Source organism: Halomonas sp. B23F22_10, from assembly GCF_043496975.1.
Taxonomy (GTDB): domain Bacteria; phylum Pseudomonadota; class Gammaproteobacteria; order Pseudomonadales; family Halomonadaceae; genus Halomonas; species Halomonas smyrnensis.
On the sequence record NZ_JBIEKF010000007.1, the window covers coordinates 77494 to 96081 of the forward strand.

Here is an 18588-nt window from a genome sequence, read left to right on the forward strand (position 1 = left end):
CTGGAGCGCGGCGCCGGGCGCCGCGCGGCATCAGCAGCTGTAGTACATGTCGAACTCGACCGGATGCGTGGTCATGCGCAGGCGCTCCACGTCTTCCTCGAGCAGCTCGATGTAGGCATCGATCATATCGTCGGTGAACACGCCACCCTCGGTCAGGAAGGCGCGGTCCTCGGCCAGCGCCTCGAGGGCCTGGTCCAGGCTCTCGGCGACGGTCGGGATGGACTTGCCTTCTTCCGGCGGCAGGTCATAGAGGTTCTTGTCCATGGCGTCGCCGGGATGGATCTTGTTCTTGATGCCATCGATACCGGCCATCAGCATCGCCGCGAAGCACAGGTACGGGTTGGCGGTCGGGTCGGGGAAACGAGCCTCGACGCGCTTGCCCTTGGGGCTCGCGGTGTAGGGGATGCGGATGGACGCGGAGCGGTTGCGGGCGCTGTAGGCCAGCATGACCGGCGCCTCGAAGCCCGGCACAAGACGCTTGTAGGAGTTGGTGGAGGCGTTGGTGAAGGCGTTCAGGGCACGGGCGTGCTTGATGATGCCGCCGATGTAGTAGAGCGCCATTTCGGACAGGCCGGCGTACTCGTCACCGGCGAACTGGTTCTCGCCGCCCTTCCAGAAGGACTGGTGGACGTGCATGCCGGAACCGTTGTCACCGACCAGCGGCTTGGGCATGAAGGTGGCGGTCTTGCCGTAGGCGTGGGCGACGTTGTGCACCACGTACTTCATTTCCTGAAGTTCGTCGGCCTTCTTCACCAAGGTGTTGAACTTGACGCCAATCTCGTTCTGGCCGGCGTTGGCGACCTCGTGGTGGTGCACCTCGACGGACTGGCCGATGGCCTCGAGGGTGTTGCACATGGCGCCACGGATGTCGTGGAAGCTGTCGACCGGGGGCACCGGGAAGTAGCCGCCCTTGACGCGCGGACGGTGCGCCAGGTTGCCGCCCTCGACCTGACGGTCGGTGGCCCAGGCGCCTTCCTCGGAGGTGATCTTGTACATGGCGCCTTCGATGTCGGCCTTCCAGTGCACCTCGTCGAAGATGAAGAACTCGGGCTCCGGACCGAAGAAGGCGGTGTCGCCCAGGCCGGTGGACTGCAGGTAGGCCTCGGCGCGCTTGGCGATGGAGCGCGGATCACGCTCGTAGCCCTGCATGGTGGCCGGCTCGATGATGTCGCAGCGCAGGATCAGGGTGGCGTCTTCGGTGAAGGGGTCGAGGAAGCCGGTGCCGTCTTCCGGGCGCAGAATCATGTCGGACTCGTTGATGCCCTTCCAGCCGGAGATGGAGGAGCCATCGAACATCTGGCCGTTCTCGAAGAACTCTTCATCGACGTCACGGGCCGGAATGGTGACGTGCTGTTCCTTGCCTTTGGTGTCGGTGAAGCGCAGGTCGATCCACTTCACGTCGTGTTCTTCGATCAGGGCGAGAGTCTTCTCGGACATGAGGTCCTCCAGGGTACAGTGGCTGGTTATGATATTCCGCTGAATCTGTCTGTCGTCGGTCGCGGGTGTGTCCAGTCGACGTTGTAGCATGACGTCGGTGCGATGCCCACGCCGCCATGCACGACCATGGCATTGCCCCAAATAATGCAGATGGCGTGCCAAAATGGCGAAATTCGCCGAAATAATTTCCATAAACGACTGAGAAGAAAGAAGAAAAAAACCTGCTTCATGAGAGTGCAGAGTCACCAATCTGCATCATGCCCGCTCATGGCACCGTCTCGTCCGCCGTAATGCGCCCCAAGATGACGCTCGCACGCCCTTGATGCACCAAATATGTGCAGCCCTCTTTTCTTGCGCACCAGCCCGACGCTTCCGCCGCCCAGCCGCCGCGTCAGGCGCCCCGCGGCGACGCGCGGGCGAAAAACACCGCGACGATCCGGATTCCGGACGCCACAAGGCTGGTAGCGTCGAGGTCCTGACCCTATAATGCCACCCCAATTTTCCCAGCAGGATCCCGTCGTGATCGAGAATCTTCGCAACATCGCCATCATCGCTCACGTCGACCACGGCAAGACCACCCTGGTCGACAAGCTCCTCCAGCAGTCCGGCACCCTGGACCGCAAGGCCGAAGGCCAGGAGCGCATCATGGACTCCAACGACCAGGAGAAGGAACGCGGCATCACCATCCTGGCCAAGAACACGGCGATCCGCTGGGATGACGGCAACGGCCGCGACTACCACATCAACATCGTGGACACCCCGGGACACGCCGACTTCGGTGGCGAAGTCGAGCGCGTGATGTCCATGGTCGACTCCGTGCTGCTGATGGTCGACGCCGTCGACGGCCCGATGCCGCAGACCCGCTTCGTGACCCAGAAGGCCTTCGACCAGGGCCTCAAGCCGATCGTCGTGGTCAACAAGATCGACCGCCCGGGCGCCCGCCCCGACTGGGTCATCGACCAGATCTTCGACCTGTTCGACAACCTCGGCGCCTCCGACGAGCAGCTCGACTTCCCGATCGTCTACTGCTCCGCGCTCAACGGCATCGCCGGCACCGAGCCGGAAGAGCTGAGCGACGACATGCGCCCGATGTTCGAGGCCATCGTCGACATCGTCGAGCCGCCCAAGGTCGAGCTGGAAGCCCCGTTCCAGATGCAGGTCTCCGCGCTGGACTACAACAGCTACGTCGGCGTCATCGGCCTGGGCCGCATCACCCGCGGCAGCGTCAAGCCGAACCAGCAGGTCACCGTCGTCTCCAAGGAAGGCAACACCCGCCGCGGCAAGATCGGCCAGGTGATGACCCACCTCGGCCTCGAGCGCGTGCAGACCGACGAAGCCACCGCCGGCGACATCATCTGCATCACCGGCATCGAGGATCTGGCGATCTCCGATACGCTGTGCGACCCGGCCGCCGTCGAGGCGCTGCCGGCGCTGACCGTCGACGAGCCGACCGTGTCCATGACCTTCCAGGTCAACGACTCGCCGTTCGCCGGCAAGGACGGCAAGTTCGTCACCAGCCGCAACATCAAGGATCGCCTCGACCAGGAGCTGATCCACAACGTGGCGCTGCGCGTCGAGCAGGGCGACTCCCCGGAGAAGTTCATCGTCTCCGGCCGCGGCGAGCTGCACCTCTCGGTGCTGATCGAGAGCATGCGTCGTGAAGGCTTCGAGCTGGCCGTGGGCCGCCCCGAGGTCATTATCCGCGAGATCGACGGCCAGGAGCAGGAGCCCTACGAAGAAGTCATCATCGACTGCGAGGAGCAGCACCAGGGCGCCATCATGGAAGAGCTCGGCTACCGCAAGGGCGAGCTCAAGAACATGAATCCCGACGGCAAGGGCCGGGTGCGTCTCGACTTCATCATCCCGGCGCGCGGCCTGATCGGCTTCCGCGGTCAGTTCCTGACCCTGACCTCCGGCACCGGCATCCTGACCAGCCGCTTCGACCACTACGGCGACCTCAAGCCGGACGCCTCGGTCGAGCGTCGCAACGGCGTGCTGGTGTCCATGGTCTCCGGCAAGGCCCTGGCCTACGCGCTGTTCGCGCTGCAGGATCGCGGCAAGCTGATCATCGAGCACGGCACCGAGGTCTACGAAGGCATGCTGATCGGCATCAACAGCCGTGCCGAGGACATGGTCGTCAACCCGACCAAGGCCAAGAAACTCGACAACATGCGCGCGTCCGGCAACGACGAGAACCTGGTGCTGACGCCGCCGATCCGCTTCACCCTGGAGCAGGCGATCGAGTTCCTCGACGACGACGAGCTGGTCGAGATCACCCCGAACCACATCCGTCTGCGCAAGAAGCTGCTGTCCGAGAACGAGCGCAAGCGTTCCAAGAAGAAGTAAGCCGCTTCGACGCACCGCGAATCGTTGCGCCCCAGAGCCCGCCATCATGGCGGGCTCTTTCGTTTCCGCCCCCTGCATCCGTGTCGGCCACTGCGACGTTGGCCTCGCGCCCCGGCCGGGGGCTATGCTGAGACCTCCGTTCACCAAGGAGACCGCCCGATGCACAAGCACGTCGAATGGGACGATCCCGGCAGCGCCAGCGTGCTGCGCTACTATCAGGACCATCCCCAGGACTACCCGGAGCCTCACGAGGGCAGCATCATCAGCGCCCATTTCCGCGGCTTCACCGTGCGGGTGCGGGTCGACGCCCACGTCGAGGACACCAGCATCGGCGAGGTGGTAGCGCTGATCGCCGATGACAACGGCCGCCGCGAGCAGCACGTCGGCGACCTGGCGCTCGGCGACACCGTGCGCCTGCCCGATGCCCTGCGTGCTCTCGAGCCGCGTCACCCCGAGGCGGACGACGACCGGGACTGAGCCGGCGCCCGGATTACCATCCGCCATCGCCAACGGCTCCTAAACGCTAGCCATCTGGTCAAGGGACCCGCGTCTGGCGCACAGTGACGGCCATGGGGGCATACCGCCCAGCGCAGCAACCCATGGCCCGCTCGCGAGGCCTGGGTCCGAGTCACCAGGTCGCCAACGCCGGGTAACGATGAGCACGAACAACGTCTGGACGCACAAGGGCACCTTCCTGCTTGCCGCCGTCGGCTCGGCGGTGGGGCTCGGCAACCTGTGGCGTTTTCCCTACCTGGCCGGCGAGAACGGCGGCGGCGCCTTCCTGCTGGTCTACGCCCTGACCATCGTCGCCGTCGGCATCCCGATCCTGATCGCCGAGACCATGCTCGGCCGCAACAGCCGGCGCAGCCCGATCATGGGCATGCGTTTCCTGACCCGCACCCACCGGGCATCCCGCGGCTGGGAGTCGATCGGCTGGCTGGGCGCCGCCTCGGCCTTCATCATCTTGAGCTTCTATTCGGTGATCGCCGGCTGGGCGATCCACTACACCGGGCTGATGCTCACCGGAAGGCTCAGCCACGCCGGCGCCGAGGCCGTGGCCGCGAGCTTCGATGCCCTGCTGGCCTCGCCGCCGCTGCTGGCGCTCTACCACAGCCTGTTCATCGGCGCCTCGGCGCTGATGGTCGGGCTCGGCGTCCACCGCGGCATCGAGAACGGCCTGCGCATCCTGATGCCGGCACTGTTCGTGATCCTGATGGTGGTGCTGGCCTACGCGGCCATGATCGGCGACCTGGCCGGCGCCGCGGACTTCCTGTTCACCTTCAACGTCGCCGACCTGAGCCTCGAGGGCTGGCTGGAGGCCATGGGCCAGTCGTTCTTCACCCTGAGCCTCGGCATGGGCGCGATCATGGCCTACGGCGCCTACATGTCCGGCGACGCCTCGCTGACCGGCACCGCCTTCACCGTGGCCCTCGTCGACACCGCCGTGGCGCTGATCGCCGGCCTGGCGATCTTCGCCCTGGTGTTCGGCGCCGGGCTGGATCCCGCCGAGGGCCCGGGGCTGATGTTCGTCACCCTACCGCTGGCCTTCGGCGAGATGCCGGGCGGCACGCTGCTCGGCGCCATCTTCTTCCTGCTGGTGCTGGGCGCGGCGCTGAGCTCGGCGATCTCGCTGATCGAGCCGGTGGCCGCCTACCTGGTCGAGCGCTTCTCGCTCAGCCGCCCCCAGGCGGTCTCCGCCATGGTGGTGGCCAGCTGGGCGCTGGGCCTGCTGACGGTGTTCAGCTTCAACGCCTGGGCCAGCAACTCGCCCTTCCACGGCTGGTTCGGCCGCAGCCCCTTCGAGCTGCTGGAGCTGGCCACCAACATCTTCATGCCGCTGGGCGGCCTGCTGATCGCGCTGTTCGCCGGCTGGGTGCTGACCCACGGCGAGGTGATGAAGGAAATGCGCACCGGCGAGGGCTGGTTCCGGGTCTGGCGCCTGCTGGTGCGCTTCGTGGCCCCGGCCGCCGTCGCCTTCGTGTTCCTGCGCAGCCTTCCTCAGGTGCAGGGCTACTGGATACCCACCATCGGAGCGGTGGTGATCGTCGGCGCCTTCGCCGCCGGTCGCAGCTTCCTGAGCGAGCGACACGCCTCATGAGCGTCGTCGCCCGACCCATAACAACAACCCAATGCTCACAGGTGTGACATGTCAGCCATCATCGACGTCCGACACGTCAACAAGGCCTTCGGCGGCCTGCAGGTCATCAACGACTGCTCCCTCCAGGTCGAGGAGGGCTCGATCACCGGCCTGATCGGCCCCAACGGGGCCGGCAAGTCGACGCTGTTCAACATCATCGCCGGCGCCCTGCCGCTGGACACCGGCCAGATCGTCTTCGACGGCGAGGACATCACCAACCGCCCCGCCGACGCGCTGTTCCACCAGGGCCTGCTGCGCACCTTCCAGATCGCCCACGAGTTCTCGAACATGACGGCGCTGGAGAACCTGATGATGGTGCCGCCCGCCCAGGCCGGCGAGAACCTGTTCGCCACCTGGTTCAAGCCGGGCCAGGTGCACCGCGAGGAGGCCGAGGTGCGGCGCCGCGCGCTGGAGGTGATCGACTTCGTCGGCCTGCACCACGTGCGCAACGAGCTGGCCGGCAACCTCTCCGGCGGCCAGAAGAAGCTGCTAGAGCTCGGCCGCACCATGATGACCGACGCCAAGGTGGTGCTGCTCGACGAGATCGCCGCCGGGGTCAACCGCACCCTGCTCGGCGATCTGATCGGCAACATCGAGCGCCTCAACCGCGAGATGGGCTACACCTTCCTGGTCATCGAGCACGACATGGACATGATCGCGCGGCTCTGCGACCCGGTGATCGTGCTCGCCCAGGGCAGCGTGATGGTCGAGGGCAGCATCGAGGAGATCCAGAACAACCCCGAGGTCATCGAGGCCTATTTCGGTTCACCGGCGGCCTAGGGGTCGCCGGCAGCGGCACACGACAACAACGATGGGCGGCCGGATCCCGCCCGATAACGACAACGCAGAGAGCCAGCTATGCCACTACTCGACGCACGCGACGTGCACGGCGGCTACGGCGGCATGAACATCCTCAACGGGGTGGACATGGCCATCGAAGCAGATGAGATCGGCGTCATCGTCGGCCCCAACGGGGCCGGCAAGTCGACCATGCTCAAGGCCGTTTTCGGCCTGCTCCGCGTCAGCCAGGGCGAGATCCTGCTGCGCGGCGAACCCATCCACAACCTGCCGCCCAACCGGCTCGTGCAGAAGGGCATGGGCTTCGTGCCCCAGGAGTACAACGTCTTCCCCAGCCTCTCGGTGAAGGAAAACCTGCAGATGGGCGCCTACCTCAAGCCCGGCAACGTCAAGCGCATGCTGTCCCGGGTCTACGAGTTCTTTCCGCCGCTCAAGGACAAGCGCCACCAGCCCGCCGGCGAGCTCTCCGGCGGCCAGCGGCAGATGGTCGCCATGGGCCGCGCGCTGATGGCCGAACCCGAGGTGCTGCTGCTCGACGAGCCCACCGCCGGGCTCTCGCCGCGGTACATGAACGAGATCTTCGAGCGAGTGAAGGAGGTCAACGCCGCCGGCGTCGGCATCCTGATGGTCGAGCAGAACGCCAAGCAGGCGCTGGCCATCGCCGACAAGGGCTTCGTGCTGGCCGCCGGCCAGAACCGCTTCACCGACACCGGCGCGGCCCTGCTGGCCGACCCGGACGTCGCCAAGAGCTTCCTCGGCGGCTGAGCCCGCCCCGACGGCACATCGGAGAGACCCCGTGAACGAACTCGTCTTCTTCATCAACAACGTGGTGATCGCCGGCAGCGTGGCCGGCTCGATCTACGCCATCGGCGCGGTGGGCGTGACGCTGATCTTCAGCATCATGCGCTTCGCCCACTTCGCCCACGGCGACATGATGACCTTCGGCGCCTTCATGGTGCTGCTGCTGACCACCCTCTTCCCGCAGGCCGGCGCCGCCCTCGGCGTGCCCACGCCGCTGATCATGCTGCCGCTGGCGATGGCGCTGACCGCCCTGCTGGCGGTGGGCATCGACCGCACCTTCTACAAGCCGCTGCGCGCCCACGGCGTGAAGCCGATCGTCATGGTCATCGCCTCGCTGGGCGTGACCCTGATGCTGCAGGGGCTGATCCGGCTGTTCGCCGGCACCGGCGGCGAGAGCCTCTACGTCGACGACCGCAAGGAGATCTTCCGCATCCCGCTGCCCATCGAGGGCGTGCGGGTGCCAGTGGTGATCACCGAGCCGCAGCTCTACCTGTTCGCGCTGACGCTGATCAGCGTGGTGGCGCTGCACTTCTTCCTGTCGCGCTCGCGGCTGGGCAAGGCCATGCGCGCCATGTCCGACAACCCGGACCTGGCGCGGGCCTCGGGCATCAACACCAACACCATCGTCGCCGTGACCTGGGTACTCGCCGGGGGCCTGGCCGCCATCGCCGGGACCCTGCTGTCGCTGGACGTGACCTTCAAGCCGGACCTCAGCTTCTTCCTGCTGCTGCCGATCTTCGCCGCGGCCATCGTCGGCGGCGTGGGCCACCCCTACGGCGCCATCGCCGGCGGCTTCGTGGTCGGCTTCGCCGAGACGCTGGCGGTGTTCAACTGGGGCATCCTGCTCCGCCCCTTCCGTGACAGCCTGCCCGAGTGGCTGTCGCTGCCCGGCAACCTGGCCTTCGTCGGCACCGAGTACAAGATCGTGGTGCCCTTCTTCATCCTCGTCGCCATCCTGGTGTGGCGCCCCACCGGCATCTTCAAGGGCAAGGTGATCTGATGAGCACGACACGCACCGATACCGTCGCCGCCCCGCGCCGCTTCCCGCTGCGCGAGGTGGTCATCTTCGTGGCCCTGCTGGTCGCCGTGCTCGGCGTCTACGGGATCATGGGCGCCGCCTACAGCACCCGCATGCTGGTCGAGGCTGCCTGCTACGCCATCCTGGCCCTGGGCCTGACCATCCAGTGGGGCTACGCCGGCCAGTTCAACGCCGGCGTCATGGGCTTCGTCGCCCTGGGCGGCTTCTGCGCCATGTTCTTCAGCGTGCCGGTCAACGAGGCCTTCTGGGACTCCGAGCTGCCCGGCGAGCTCGCCGTGGTGCTGGGCTACATCGTCGGCGCCGCGCTGGTGGTGTTCGGCGCCTCGCGGCTCGACCGCCTCGGCGTGCCGAAGAAGCTGCGCACCGTCATCACCGTGGCGCTGGCCGTGGTGCTCTACCTGGTGGTGATCAGCGCCTTCCGCGGCGTGGCCGGGCAGATCGAGTCCCAGGCCGGCTTCGTCGGCGGCCTGGGCCTGCCGTCCTGGGTCGGCTGGATCGTCGGCGGCGTGCTGGCCGGCGGCGTGGGCTACTTCATCGGCCACGTCTGCCTGGGCCTGCGCAGCGACTACCTGGCCATCGCCACCATCGGCATCGCCGAGATCATCAAGGCGTTCCTCAAGAACTCCGACTGGCTGACCCGCGGCACCGCCACCGTCTCGCCGCTGCCCTGGCCGGTGCCCGGCCCCGCCGAGGTCGGCTTCACCCTGGCCCGCGCGCTGTACCTGTCGGTGACGGCGGTGCTGATCGCGGCGATCTTCTTCCTGCTGCACCGCGCCTACCATGCCCCCTGGGGGCGGATGATCCGCGCCATCCGCGACAACGAGATCTCGTCCGCGGCCATGGGCAAGAACATCAACCGGCGCCGGCTGGAGATCTTCGTGCTGGGCTGCATCCTGATGGGCATCGGCGGCGCCGTGCTGGCGAGCTTCAACAGCCTGTTCGACCCCCAGGGCTACCTGCCGCTGAACCACACCTTCCTGGTGCTGGTGATGGTCATCCTCGGCGGCCCCGGCAACAACCTGGGCACCATCTTCGGCGCCGTGGCGGTGTACATCATCTGGCTGATGTCGGAGCCGCTGGCGCTGTTCTTGATGGAGCTGGCGGTGAACTTCGGCGAGAGCACCTTCGGCTGGGACGCCCCGGCCAGCCTCGACAGCCGCGCGCTGCAGGCCCGGGTGTTCGTGATCGGCCTGCTGATCACCCTGGTGCTGCGCTTCGCGCCCAAGGGCCTGCTGCCCGAGAAGACCAAGCACGTGGATTGATGGGGCGGTGAAGGGTGAGGGGCATAAATTCCGCCCCTCGCCTACTTGCCTCCTTACCTCCTTACCTCCTTACCTCCTTACCTCCTGACTTCCCTACTCCCTTACCTTCTAATCTTCTTACCTCCTCGCCAATGCCAAGGCCGATTTTGAGTGATCGCTCAAAAACATATTGAGCGATCACTCAAAAACTTTTAGGGTGACCGTCGTCACACGCCGCAAGCCGTGACAAGGCTTGCCGAAAAGCGATGCCATCGCGCAGAAAATGAGGTTGAGATGAGCCACGTGACCACCCGAATGGAAAACGTCGAGACTCGCCACGCCAGGATCGAGGGCCACCGTATTGCGTATCGGGAAATGGGCGAGGGCAGCCCCCTGATCCTGATTCACGGCATTCCGACCAACAAGCTGATGTGGCGCGACGTCATGCCCAGGCTCGCCGAGCAGTACCGCGTCATCGCGCCGGACATGCTCAACTATGGCGAATCCGACATGCCGCCGGATGCCGATGTGTCCATCAACGCCCAGGCACGCATCATCGTCAAGCTGATGGATGCCCTCGGCGTGTCGAGCGCCGACATCGTGTCGCATGACATCGGCGGCGGCATCGGCCAGCTGCTCGCCGTCAACCACCCGGAGCGGGTGCGCCGCCAGGTGCTGATCGACAGCGTGTGCTTCGATTCCTGGCCGATTCCGGAGTTCAAGCGCCTGCTGGAACCGGGGGTGGAGGAAGCGACCAGCGTCGAGTCCTTCATCGGCACCATGCGCGACTTCATGCCCAAGGGCGTGCACGACCCCGAGGTGATGACCGAGGAGCTGCGCGAGATCTACGTCAAGCCGTGGAACAGCGCCGAAGGCAAGGCGGCCTTCTTCCGCAACATGCGCCGCCTCAACAAGGAATATACCGAAGCGATCGCCGGTGAGCTCAAGCATATCCCGCACCGGACCCTGGTGCTGTGGGGCGATCAGGACAACTTCCAGAAGCCGGACTATGCGCCGATGCTGGCGGATGCCATCCCCGGTGCGGAGCTGGTCTGGGTCAAGGATGCCGGCCACTGGGTGACCGACGAGCAGCCCGAAGAGACCTCGCGCCAGATCCTGGCGTTCCTGGCCGCGTGAGACGCCGCCTCGCGTAGCGGCGAAGCCAACACGGAGGGCCGGCCGCCGCGGCGCCCTGCCCGGCCTGAACGGCCATCCGCATCGCCGCAATGAAAAGCCCCCGGCGGGTCACCGCCGGGGGCTTCTTTATCGCCGTCTACGAGGCGCCTACTCCTCGGCGTCGACGTAGCCCTGGATGGTGAAGGTGCCGTCCTCGACCAGCATCTCCTGCACCACGCCCGGCACGTCGCCGTTGTCGTCGAACTCGTGGGTGCCGGAGGCGCCCTCGTAGTTGATCTCGGTGCCGGCGGCGATCAGCTCCTTGGCCTTCTCCCACTCGCCGGGCAGGACCACCTCGCCCGGGGCGCTGGCGACGCTGCGCAGCGCCTCGTTCAGGCCCTCGCGGTCGGCGCTGCCGTTCTGCTCGATGGCCAGGCCGAGCAGGAAGGCGGCGTCGTAGGCCTGGGCGGCGAACACCGCACTGGGGTCGATGCCGGCCTCGTTGGCCTGCTGGGTGAACATCGCCGTGCCCGGCAGCTCCGGGCTGCCCGGACGGGTGGCGATCATGCCGTTGAGCACGTCGGCGCCGATGGCCTCGACCAGGCTGTCGCCGACCATGCCGTCGCCGCCCACGTACTGGGTGAACATGCCGCTCTCGTAGGCCTGGCGGACCACGGTCTGGCCGGAGGTATCGGCGTAGGCCAGCACCACCAGGGTCTGGGCGCCGGTGGCGGCCAGCGAGCCGAGCTCGGAGCGATAGTCGGCGCGGTTGTCCTCGTGGGCGAGGTTCTCCAGCACCATGCCGCCGCCGTTCTCGTAGCCGGCCACGAAGGCGTCCGCCAGGCCACGGCCGTAGTCGTTGTTGACGTAGGTGACTGCCACTTCCTGGATGCCCTTGTCGAGCAGCAGCTTGGCCAGCATCTCGCCCTGGAAGGCGTCGGAGGGCACGGTGCGGAAGACCAGGTCGTTGTCGTCCAGTTCCGTGACCGCCGGCGCGGTGGAGGCCGGCGAGACCATGGTCACGCCGCCCGGGATGGCGGCATTGTTGGCCGCGGCCACGGTGGCGCCGGTGCACAGGGCGCCGACGATGGCGGTGACCTGCTCGGTGTTGACCATGCGGTCGGCCGCGTTGGAGGCCGCCGAGGCGTCGGAGCAGGTGGTGTCGCCGGTCGGCATGACGATGTCCTCGCCGTCCAGCAGCCCGCCCTGGGCGTTGATCTGCTCCACCGCCAGGTTGGCGCCGTCGAAGATCGGCGGCGTCAGGCTCTCGATGCCGCCGGTGAAGCCGCCGAGGAAGCCGATCTTGACCTCGGCCTGTGCCATGCCGGAGAGGGCCAGGGTGGTCGCGGCCACCGCCGATGCTAGAACGCGTTTCTTCATGATTGTTGGTCTCGCTCTGGTTGCTCGAATCATCCACTGCGCGAATCACACCCTTCCAATCTGGAAGGCCGACGCCCAAAACACAACCCGCGGCTGCCAACGCTGGGCGGCCCCGAGCGGCTTCCAAACCTTTGATGTCAAAGCGCCGTTTCGGGTACATCGGCGTTCGAACGGGCGCTTCAACGCTGACCTCGCTCGGCCGCCTATACTGAGGGCCCTCACACCACCATCGCCGAGGACCGCATGATACGACCGCTGACGCTTCTCACCCTGGCCGCGCTGGCCGGCACCGCCCAGGCCGACGGCCGCGAGATCGACTATCGCATCAACGACGAGGCCTTCACCGGCTACTTCGCGCCGGCCGACGACGAACCCCGCGGCACGGTGCTGATCATCCACGACTGGGACGGCCTGACCGACTACGAGCGCCGCCGCGCCGAGATGCTGGCCGAGCGGGGCTATGACGCCTTCGCCCTCGACCTCTACGGCCAGGGCAACCGCCCGGTGGAAACCGAGGCCAAGAAGGCCGAGACGGCGAAGCTCTATCAGGACCGCGAGCGCATGCGCGCGCTGACCCTGGCCGGGCTGGCCGAGGCCCGCGACCGGGGCGCGGCGGTGCCGACCGTGGTGATGGGCTACTGCTTCGGCGGCGCCGTGGTGCTGGAACTGGCACGCAGCGCCGCGGCCGAGGACGTGCACGGCTACGCCACCTTCCACGGCGGCCTGGCCACCCCCGAGGGGCAGGGCTATGCCGACGACACCGCGCCGATCCTCGTCGCCCACGGCGGCGCCGATGCGTCGATTCCGCTGGAAGACGTGACCGCGCTGTCGCGCCAGCTGGAGGACGCCGGGGTCGACTACGAGATCGAGATCTACTCCGGCGCGCCCCACGCCTTCACCGTCTTCGACAGCGACCGCTACCAGCAGCGCGCCGACGAGCGCTCCTGGTCGGCCTTCCTGTCGCTGCTCGACGAGGTGCTGCCACGGCAGTAGTCACTGCCGCACTTACGCAAGTTTTTAATCTCTCCTTTCTGTAGAATCGCGCTCCGGCATGATTTCCTGCTACCAAGAGCCGATATAACAGAAAGGAGCCATCCCCTTGTCCGATTCCACGACGTCCGCCGGCGGCGGCCTCTGGCGGCGCATCCCGCTGTGGCAGAAGATCCTCGCCGGCCTGGCGCTCGGCGTGCTCACCGGCGCCCTGCTCGGCGAGGACGCCAGCGTGTTCAAGCCGCTCGGAGATATCTTCATCAACGCCATCAAGATGCTGATCGTGCCGCTGGTGTTCTCGACCCTGGTGGTCGGCATCACCGCCATGCGCGACCCGCAGAAGATGGGCCGCATCGGCGCCCGCACCATCGCCCTCTACCTGCTGACCACGGCCTTCGCCATCGCCATCGGCCTGTTCGCCTCGTGGCTGTTCCAGCCCGGCACCGGCCTGGAGATGAGCTTCGACTCGGCCGTCGAGGCCAAGGAAGCGCCCAGCCTGCGCGAGATCCTGGTCAACCTGGTCCCCCAGAACCCGATCGATGCGCTGGCCAGCGGCAACATCCTGCAGATCATCGTGTTCGCCATCGGGCTCGGCATCTCGCTGACCCTGATCGGTGACAAGGGCGAGCCGGTGGTGCGCGTGTTCGAGAGCTTCGCCGAGGCCATGGTCAAGCTGACCAACATCGTCATGGCCTTCGCGCCGATCGGCGTGTTCGGCCTGATCGCCCACGTCGCGGGCAGCTACGGCCTCGAGGTGCTGCTGCCCCTGGCCAAGGTGATCGGCGTGGCCTACCTGGCCAGCGCCCTGCACGTGCTGCTGGTCTACTCCGGGCTCCTGGCGCTGCTCGGCCGGCTGAACCCCCTGCGCTACCTGCAGGGCATCCTCGACGCCCTGGTGGTGGCCTACTCCTCGGCCTCGTCGTCCGGCACCCTGCCGGTCTCGCTGCGCTGCGCGCGCAACAACCTCGGCGTCTCCGAGGGCGTGTCCGGCTTCGTGCTGCCGGTGGGCGCCACCATCAACATGGACGGCACCGCCATCTATCAGGGCGTGGTCGCGGTGTTCATCGCCCAGCTGATCGGTGTCGACCTGAGCCTGGCCGACTACGGCATGATCATCGTCACCGGCACCCTGGCCTCGATCGGCACCGCCGGCGTGCCCGGCGCGGGCCTGGTGATGCTGTCCATCGTCATGGCCCAGATCGGCCTGCCGCTGGAGGCCATCGCGGTGATCGCCGGCATCGACCGCCTGCTCGACATGGCGCGCACCAGCGTCAACGTGGCCGGCGACCTGATGGTCACCACCCTGGTCGGCAAGAGCGAAGGCGAGCTGGACGAAAGCGTCTACAACGCCACGCGCAAGAGCTGATACCGCCCCGCTGCCCATCATGAAACGGGGCGGCCGGGCGAGGCTTCCGCCCGGCGCCCCTCTCGTCCCTGCTAGGCTGAGCGCATTCCCTCTCTCGCTCTGGAGGTCATCATGCTCAGCGTCTTTTCCGGCTCCCGCGCCGAGATCGGCGAGGCCCACGGCCGCACCCATGCCGCCCTGATCACCTCGAGCCTCGAGGTCTACGACCGGCTGTTCCACGACTTCGTCGGCCTGCGCTGGGCCGAGGCCCGCCGCGTCGCCGAGCGCTTCGTGCCGATGATCGAACGCGGCTTCCCCGAGATGCTCGACGAGATGGCCGGCATCGCCCGCGGCGCCGGGCTCGATGTCGAGGACATCCTCACCCTCAACTGCCGCAGCGAGATCTCGCTGACCCAGGCCAGCGGCGGCTGCACCGCGCTCTCGATCAACCGCGACGGCACCCAGTGGCTGGCCCAGAACTGGGACTGGCGCAGCGACCAGCTGCACAACGTGGTGGCGATGGAGCTGCGCCCGACGGGCGCGCCGAGGCTGGTCAGCGTCGGCGAGGCGGGGATGGTGGCCAAGATCGGCCTGAACGAGCACGGGGTCGGCGTGTGCCTCAACGCCATTCGCTCGCGGACCCTGGGCGAGGGGCTGCCGATCCACGTGGCGCTGCGCAAGGTCCTCGAGGCCGAGTCGTTCGACGCGGCGACCCGGGTGGTCACCCACGACCGGGTCTGCTCGCCGGCCCACTTCCTGATCGCCAGCGGCGACGGCCGCTCCGCCGGCTTCGAGGTGCATCCCGGCCTGCCCGGCGTGCTGGAGCCCCGCGGCGGCGCGGTCACCCACACCAACCACCTCTACGCCGAGACCGCCACCTGCCAGGTGGAGGACTTCCCGCGGCCGGACTCCGGCACCCGGCTCAGCCGCATCGACCAGCTACTGCGCGAACGGCTGCCGCTGGGCGCGGCGGTCGACGCCGAGGCGCTGTTCGCCATGCTCGCCGACCACGACAACGCCCCGCTCTCGATCTGCCGCCACTTCAACCCCGACCAGCCGGCCGAGGAGCGCATGGAGACGCTGTTCGCGGTGGTCATGAACCTGCGCCAGCGGCGCCTGGTGCTGCGCCACGGCAAGCCCTGCGAGAGCAAGGACACGCTGACGGTGACGCTCGGCGACGCCTGAGCGCCGGCTCGAGCGCGCCCTCAGCCGCGCCGCCAGGCGCCCAGGCGAGGCATGCCATCCAACTCGCCCTTGAGGTAGCGCTCGGTGGTGCGCAGGAAACGGCGCAGGTGTTCGGCGATGGCCTCATCGCGGCGCAGCGCGTCCAGCTCGGCCTCTTCCTTGCCCGACGACACGCAGGGCTGCCAGGCCATGCGCACCGAGCAGGCGCTGACATCGCAGATCTGCAGGCTGGGGGTGGTACCGCGAGACGCCGCTCGGATGTGATAGGCCATGTCACCCTCCCGATAGAGCCATTTAATGATAATGATTATCAAATGCAAATATGAGGAAGGAGGGGGCGATCTGTCAAGCGTGGGCATCGAGGGCATGACGCGGATCAGGGTCGCCGCGGTGTCACACAACTGCCAAGCCGGCGTCATCGACCGCCGTCATCCTCGGGGTCCCCCCCTGAGGAGAGACGGATCATGCGCATGACGCGACGCGGCGTACTCAAGCTCGGCCTGGCCGGTGGCGCCACGCTGGGCACCGGCCTGGTCGCCCCCGGCATCGTGCTGGCCGAGGGCCGGCGCCCGATGGTCGATGGTGGCGTGATGAGCGGCGACATGCTCGCCGACCGCGCCATGCTGTGGTCGCGGGTCGACCGCCCGGCGCGGATGATGCTCGAGATCGCCGACAACCCCGAGTTCCGCGCCGCCCGCCGGCTGCACGGCCCCGAGGCGCTGCCGGCCGGTGGCCTCACCGCGAAGCTGGATGCCACCGGGCTCGGCGGCATGGACGAGGTGCACTACCGGGTGCGCTTCGCCGCCCTGGGCGACCACCGCGCGATCAGCGAGCCGGTCACCGGCCGCCTGCGCCTGCCGCCGCAGACGCCCCGCGACGTGCGCTTCGTGTGGTCCGGCGACACCGTGGGCCAGGGCTGGGGCATCGACGAGGCGCGCGGCGGCATGACCACCTACGCCACCATGCTCGACCAGCGCCCCGACTTCTTCATCCACTCCGGCGACACCGTCTACGCCGACGGCCCGCTCGAGGAGAGCGTCGAGCTCGCCGACGGCAGCCTGTGGCGCAACCGGGTGACGCCGGAGAAGCTCAAGGTGGCCGAGACCCTGCAGGAGTTCCGCGGCCAGCACGCCTACAACCTGCTGGACGCCAACGTGCGGCGCTTCAACGCCGAGGTGCCGATGCTGGCCCAGTGGGACGACCACGAGACCACCAACAACTGGTATCCCGGCGAGCTGCTGGAAGACGACCGTTACACCGAGAAGAACGCCTCGCTGCTGGCCGCCCGCGGCCGCCAGGCCTTCCTCGAGCACATGCCGCTGCGCCAGCGCCCCGAGGCGCCCGGGCGCATCCACCGCCGCTTCGCCTACGGCCCGGGCCTGGAGGTGTTCATGCTCGACATGCGCACCTTCCGCGGCGCCAACGACCGCAACCGTCAGGCGCGCGGCGCCGACCTGCTCGGCGCGGAGCAGCTACGCTGGCTGCTGAATGCGCTGCGCGATTCCACCGCCACCTGGAAGATCATCGCCTCCGACATGCCCATCGGCCTGGTGGTGCGCGACGGCGATCGCTTCGAGGCCGTGGCCAACGACGAGCCGGGCCAGCCGCTGGGCCGCGAGCAGGAGATCGCCAAGCTGCTCAAGGCGATCCGCGATGAAGATATCCACAACGTGGTGTGGCTGACCGCCGATGTGCATTACACGGCGGCGCACCACTACTCGCCCGAGCGCGCGAGCTTCCAGGACTTCGCCCCGTTCTGGGAGTTCGTCAGCGGCCCGCTGCACGCCGGCACCTTCGGGCCGGGCGAGCTCGACGCCACCTTCGGCCCCGAGGCGGTGTTCCACAAGGCCCCGCCGGAAGGCCAGGCCAACTTGCCGCCCTCCGACGGCTACCAGTTCTTCGGCCAGGTCGACCTGGACGGCGAGAGCGAGACGCTGACCGTGACCCTGAAGGACGCGGCGGGCCAGTCGCTGCATCGCCAGGTGCTGGAGCCCCAGCGGGCCTGAGCCCTGCGCCGCCGCCGGCATGCCGACATGCCGGCGGCGGCGCCCCCGTGTCGGCTGGCCGGCGCTCAGCCCGCCAGCGCCTCCTCCACCAGCCGCCGCGCCTCGTCGCTCATCGGCAGCGCCAGGGCCTGCTCGTGGGCCCCGGGCGACATCTTCTTCCAGGTCTTCTGCACGATGCGGATCAGGTGGTCGTGATCGACCTGTTTCGAGAAATCGGCGAAGTAGTTCTCCAGGAACACCAGGCAGGCGCAGTCCTCCACCGCCTGGGTGCCCGCGTCGCGCCCCAGGCCCTGCTTTCGGATCATCGCCGCCACCCGCTCGGCGTCTTCCTCCGCGTAGCCGGCCTCGCGCATCGCCCGGGCGGTGGTCTCGCCGGCGCGCTTGCCCTGGTCGCGGCGCCAGGTCAGGTAGCCCACCCGGCCCTCGGGATAGTCGCCCCGCGGCACCTGCCAGCGCTGCAGGTGCTGGTTGTGCACCGCCAGGCGCACCAGCTCGTCCGGCGCCTCGTCGAGCACGTTCAGCCAGTCGCTCATGCGCCCCGCGTGCCACAGCTCCAGCGGCAGCGTTTCCCCCGCCACCTCCACCCGGCGCGGGTCCTCGGCGTGCAGGGCATCCAGCGCGGCCTGGGTCCGCTCATAGGGCGACGAACAGGGGGACGAATCGCTCATGGTGTCTCCTCGTGGTGATGGCAGGGGGATGAAAGCGTGATGGCTGGCATCGAACGGTCATCTTCCCATGGAAGCATGTTGGAGCCGCGTTGACAGCCC

General features: G+C 67.7%; 16 protein-coding genes. 12 read left to right on the plus strand and 4 right to left on the minus strand.

The genetic code is table 11. The features are described 5' to 3' along the window. Positions 1 to 30: 30 nt before the first annotated feature. Positions 31 to 1437, minus strand: coding sequence for a glutamate--ammonia ligase (gene glnA / locus ACGTNF_RS14855; protein WP_394602343.1), 1407 nt, complete (start codon positions 1435 to 1437; stop codon positions 31 to 33). 519 nt (positions 1438 to 1956) lie between these two features. Between glnA and typA the strand changes: the two genes are divergently transcribed. The 8 genes from typA to ACGTNF_RS14895 all read left to right on the plus strand — a co-directional run bounded on the left by typA (position 1957) and on the right by ACGTNF_RS14895 (position 10936). Next, positions 1957 to 3783 carry a translational GTPase TypA gene (gene typA / locus ACGTNF_RS14860; protein WP_016856240.1) on the plus strand — a complete coding sequence of 609 codons (1827 nt, stop codon included), beginning with the start codon at positions 1957 to 1959 and terminating at the stop codon, positions 3781 to 3783. A 159-nt stretch (positions 3784 to 3942) separates the two neighbouring features. Then, positions 3943 to 4260, plus strand: a complete 318-nt coding sequence (locus ACGTNF_RS14865) for a hypothetical protein (RefSeq protein WP_152477850.1) — start codon at positions 3943 to 3945, stop codon at positions 4258 to 4260. 178 nt (positions 4261 to 4438) lie between these two features. Next, on the plus strand, positions 4439 to 5881 hold the full coding sequence (locus ACGTNF_RS14870; protein WP_394602344.1) for a sodium-dependent transporter: 1443 nt from the start codon (positions 4439 to 4441) through the stop codon (positions 5879 to 5881). Positions 5882 to 5929: 48 nt separating this feature from the next. After that, positions 5930 to 6700, plus strand: a complete 771-nt coding sequence (locus ACGTNF_RS14875; protein WP_394602345.1) for an ABC transporter ATP-binding protein — start codon at positions 5930 to 5932, stop codon at positions 6698 to 6700. A gap of 78 nt (positions 6701 to 6778) precedes the next feature. Further along, on the plus strand, positions 6779 to 7483 hold the full coding sequence (locus ACGTNF_RS14880; RefSeq protein WP_016856236.1) for an ABC transporter ATP-binding protein: 705 nt from the start codon (positions 6779 to 6781) through the stop codon (positions 7481 to 7483). A 31-nt stretch (positions 7484 to 7514) separates the two neighbouring features. Further along, a complete protein-coding gene (locus ACGTNF_RS14885; RefSeq protein WP_152477848.1) occupies positions 7515 to 8519 on the plus strand; it encodes a branched-chain amino acid ABC transporter permease in 1005 nt (334 codons plus the stop codon). Further along, positions 8519 to 9820 (plus strand): branched-chain amino acid ABC transporter permease, encoded by a 1302-nt coding sequence (locus ACGTNF_RS14890; protein ID WP_152477847.1) that lies wholly within the window; start codon positions 8519 to 8521, stop codon positions 9818 to 9820. The genes ACGTNF_RS14885 and ACGTNF_RS14890 overlap by 1 nt, the downstream gene beginning before the upstream one ends. 273 nt (positions 9821 to 10093) lie before the next feature. Continuing rightward, positions 10094 to 10936, plus strand: a complete 843-nt coding sequence (locus ACGTNF_RS14895) for an alpha/beta fold hydrolase (protein ID WP_394602346.1) — start codon at positions 10094 to 10096, stop codon at positions 10934 to 10936. Positions 10937 to 11083: 147 nt separating this feature from the next. Here the strand turns inward: ACGTNF_RS14895 and ACGTNF_RS14900 are convergent, their stop codons facing one another. After that, positions 11084 to 12298 (minus strand): ABC transporter substrate-binding protein, encoded by a 1215-nt coding sequence (locus ACGTNF_RS14900; protein WP_152480085.1) that lies wholly within the window; start codon positions 12296 to 12298, stop codon positions 11084 to 11086. A 240-nt stretch (positions 12299 to 12538) separates the two neighbouring features. Here ACGTNF_RS14900 and ACGTNF_RS14905 point away from each other — a divergent pair, with 240 nt between their 5' ends. The 3 genes from ACGTNF_RS14905 to ACGTNF_RS14915 all read left to right on the plus strand — a co-directional run bounded on the left by ACGTNF_RS14905 (position 12539) and on the right by ACGTNF_RS14915 (position 15815). Beyond that, entirely contained in the window at positions 12539 to 13288 is a 750-nt protein-coding gene (locus tag ACGTNF_RS14905) for a dienelactone hydrolase family protein (RefSeq protein ID WP_394602347.1), read from the plus strand. A gap of 106 nt (positions 13289 to 13394) precedes the next feature. Then, positions 13395 to 14651 (plus strand): dicarboxylate/amino acid:cation symporter, encoded by a 1257-nt coding sequence (locus tag ACGTNF_RS14910; RefSeq protein ID WP_152477846.1) that lies wholly within the window; start codon positions 13395 to 13397, stop codon positions 14649 to 14651. 111 nt (positions 14652 to 14762) lie between these two features. Further along, the gene (locus ACGTNF_RS14915) at positions 14763 to 15815 is read left to right on the plus strand and encodes a C45 family autoproteolytic acyltransferase/hydrolase (RefSeq protein WP_394602348.1); all 1053 of its coding nucleotides are present in this window, start codon (positions 14763 to 14765) and stop codon (positions 15813 to 15815) included. 20 nt (positions 15816 to 15835) lie between these two features. On the opposite strand, the gene ACGTNF_RS14920 is transcribed toward ACGTNF_RS14915, so the two are convergent. Continuing rightward, positions 15836 to 16087 (minus strand): hypothetical protein, encoded by a 252-nt coding sequence (locus tag ACGTNF_RS14920; RefSeq protein ID WP_394602349.1) that lies wholly within the window; start codon positions 16085 to 16087, stop codon positions 15836 to 15838. A gap of 192 nt (positions 16088 to 16279) precedes the next feature. Between ACGTNF_RS14920 and ACGTNF_RS14925 the strand changes: the two genes are divergently transcribed. Then, positions 16280 to 17821 carry an alkaline phosphatase D family protein gene (locus tag ACGTNF_RS14925; protein ID WP_394602350.1) on the plus strand — a complete coding sequence of 514 codons (1542 nt, stop codon included), beginning with the start codon at positions 16280 to 16282 and terminating at the stop codon, positions 17819 to 17821. 65 nt (positions 17822 to 17886) lie between these two features. Here ACGTNF_RS14925 and ACGTNF_RS14930 read toward each other — a convergent pair whose 3' ends face one another. Continuing rightward, on the minus strand, positions 17887 to 18489 hold the full coding sequence (locus ACGTNF_RS14930) for a DUF4202 domain-containing protein (RefSeq protein ID WP_394602351.1): 603 nt from the start codon (positions 18487 to 18489) through the stop codon (positions 17887 to 17889). Between the last annotated feature and the right edge of the window lie 99 nt (positions 18490 to 18588).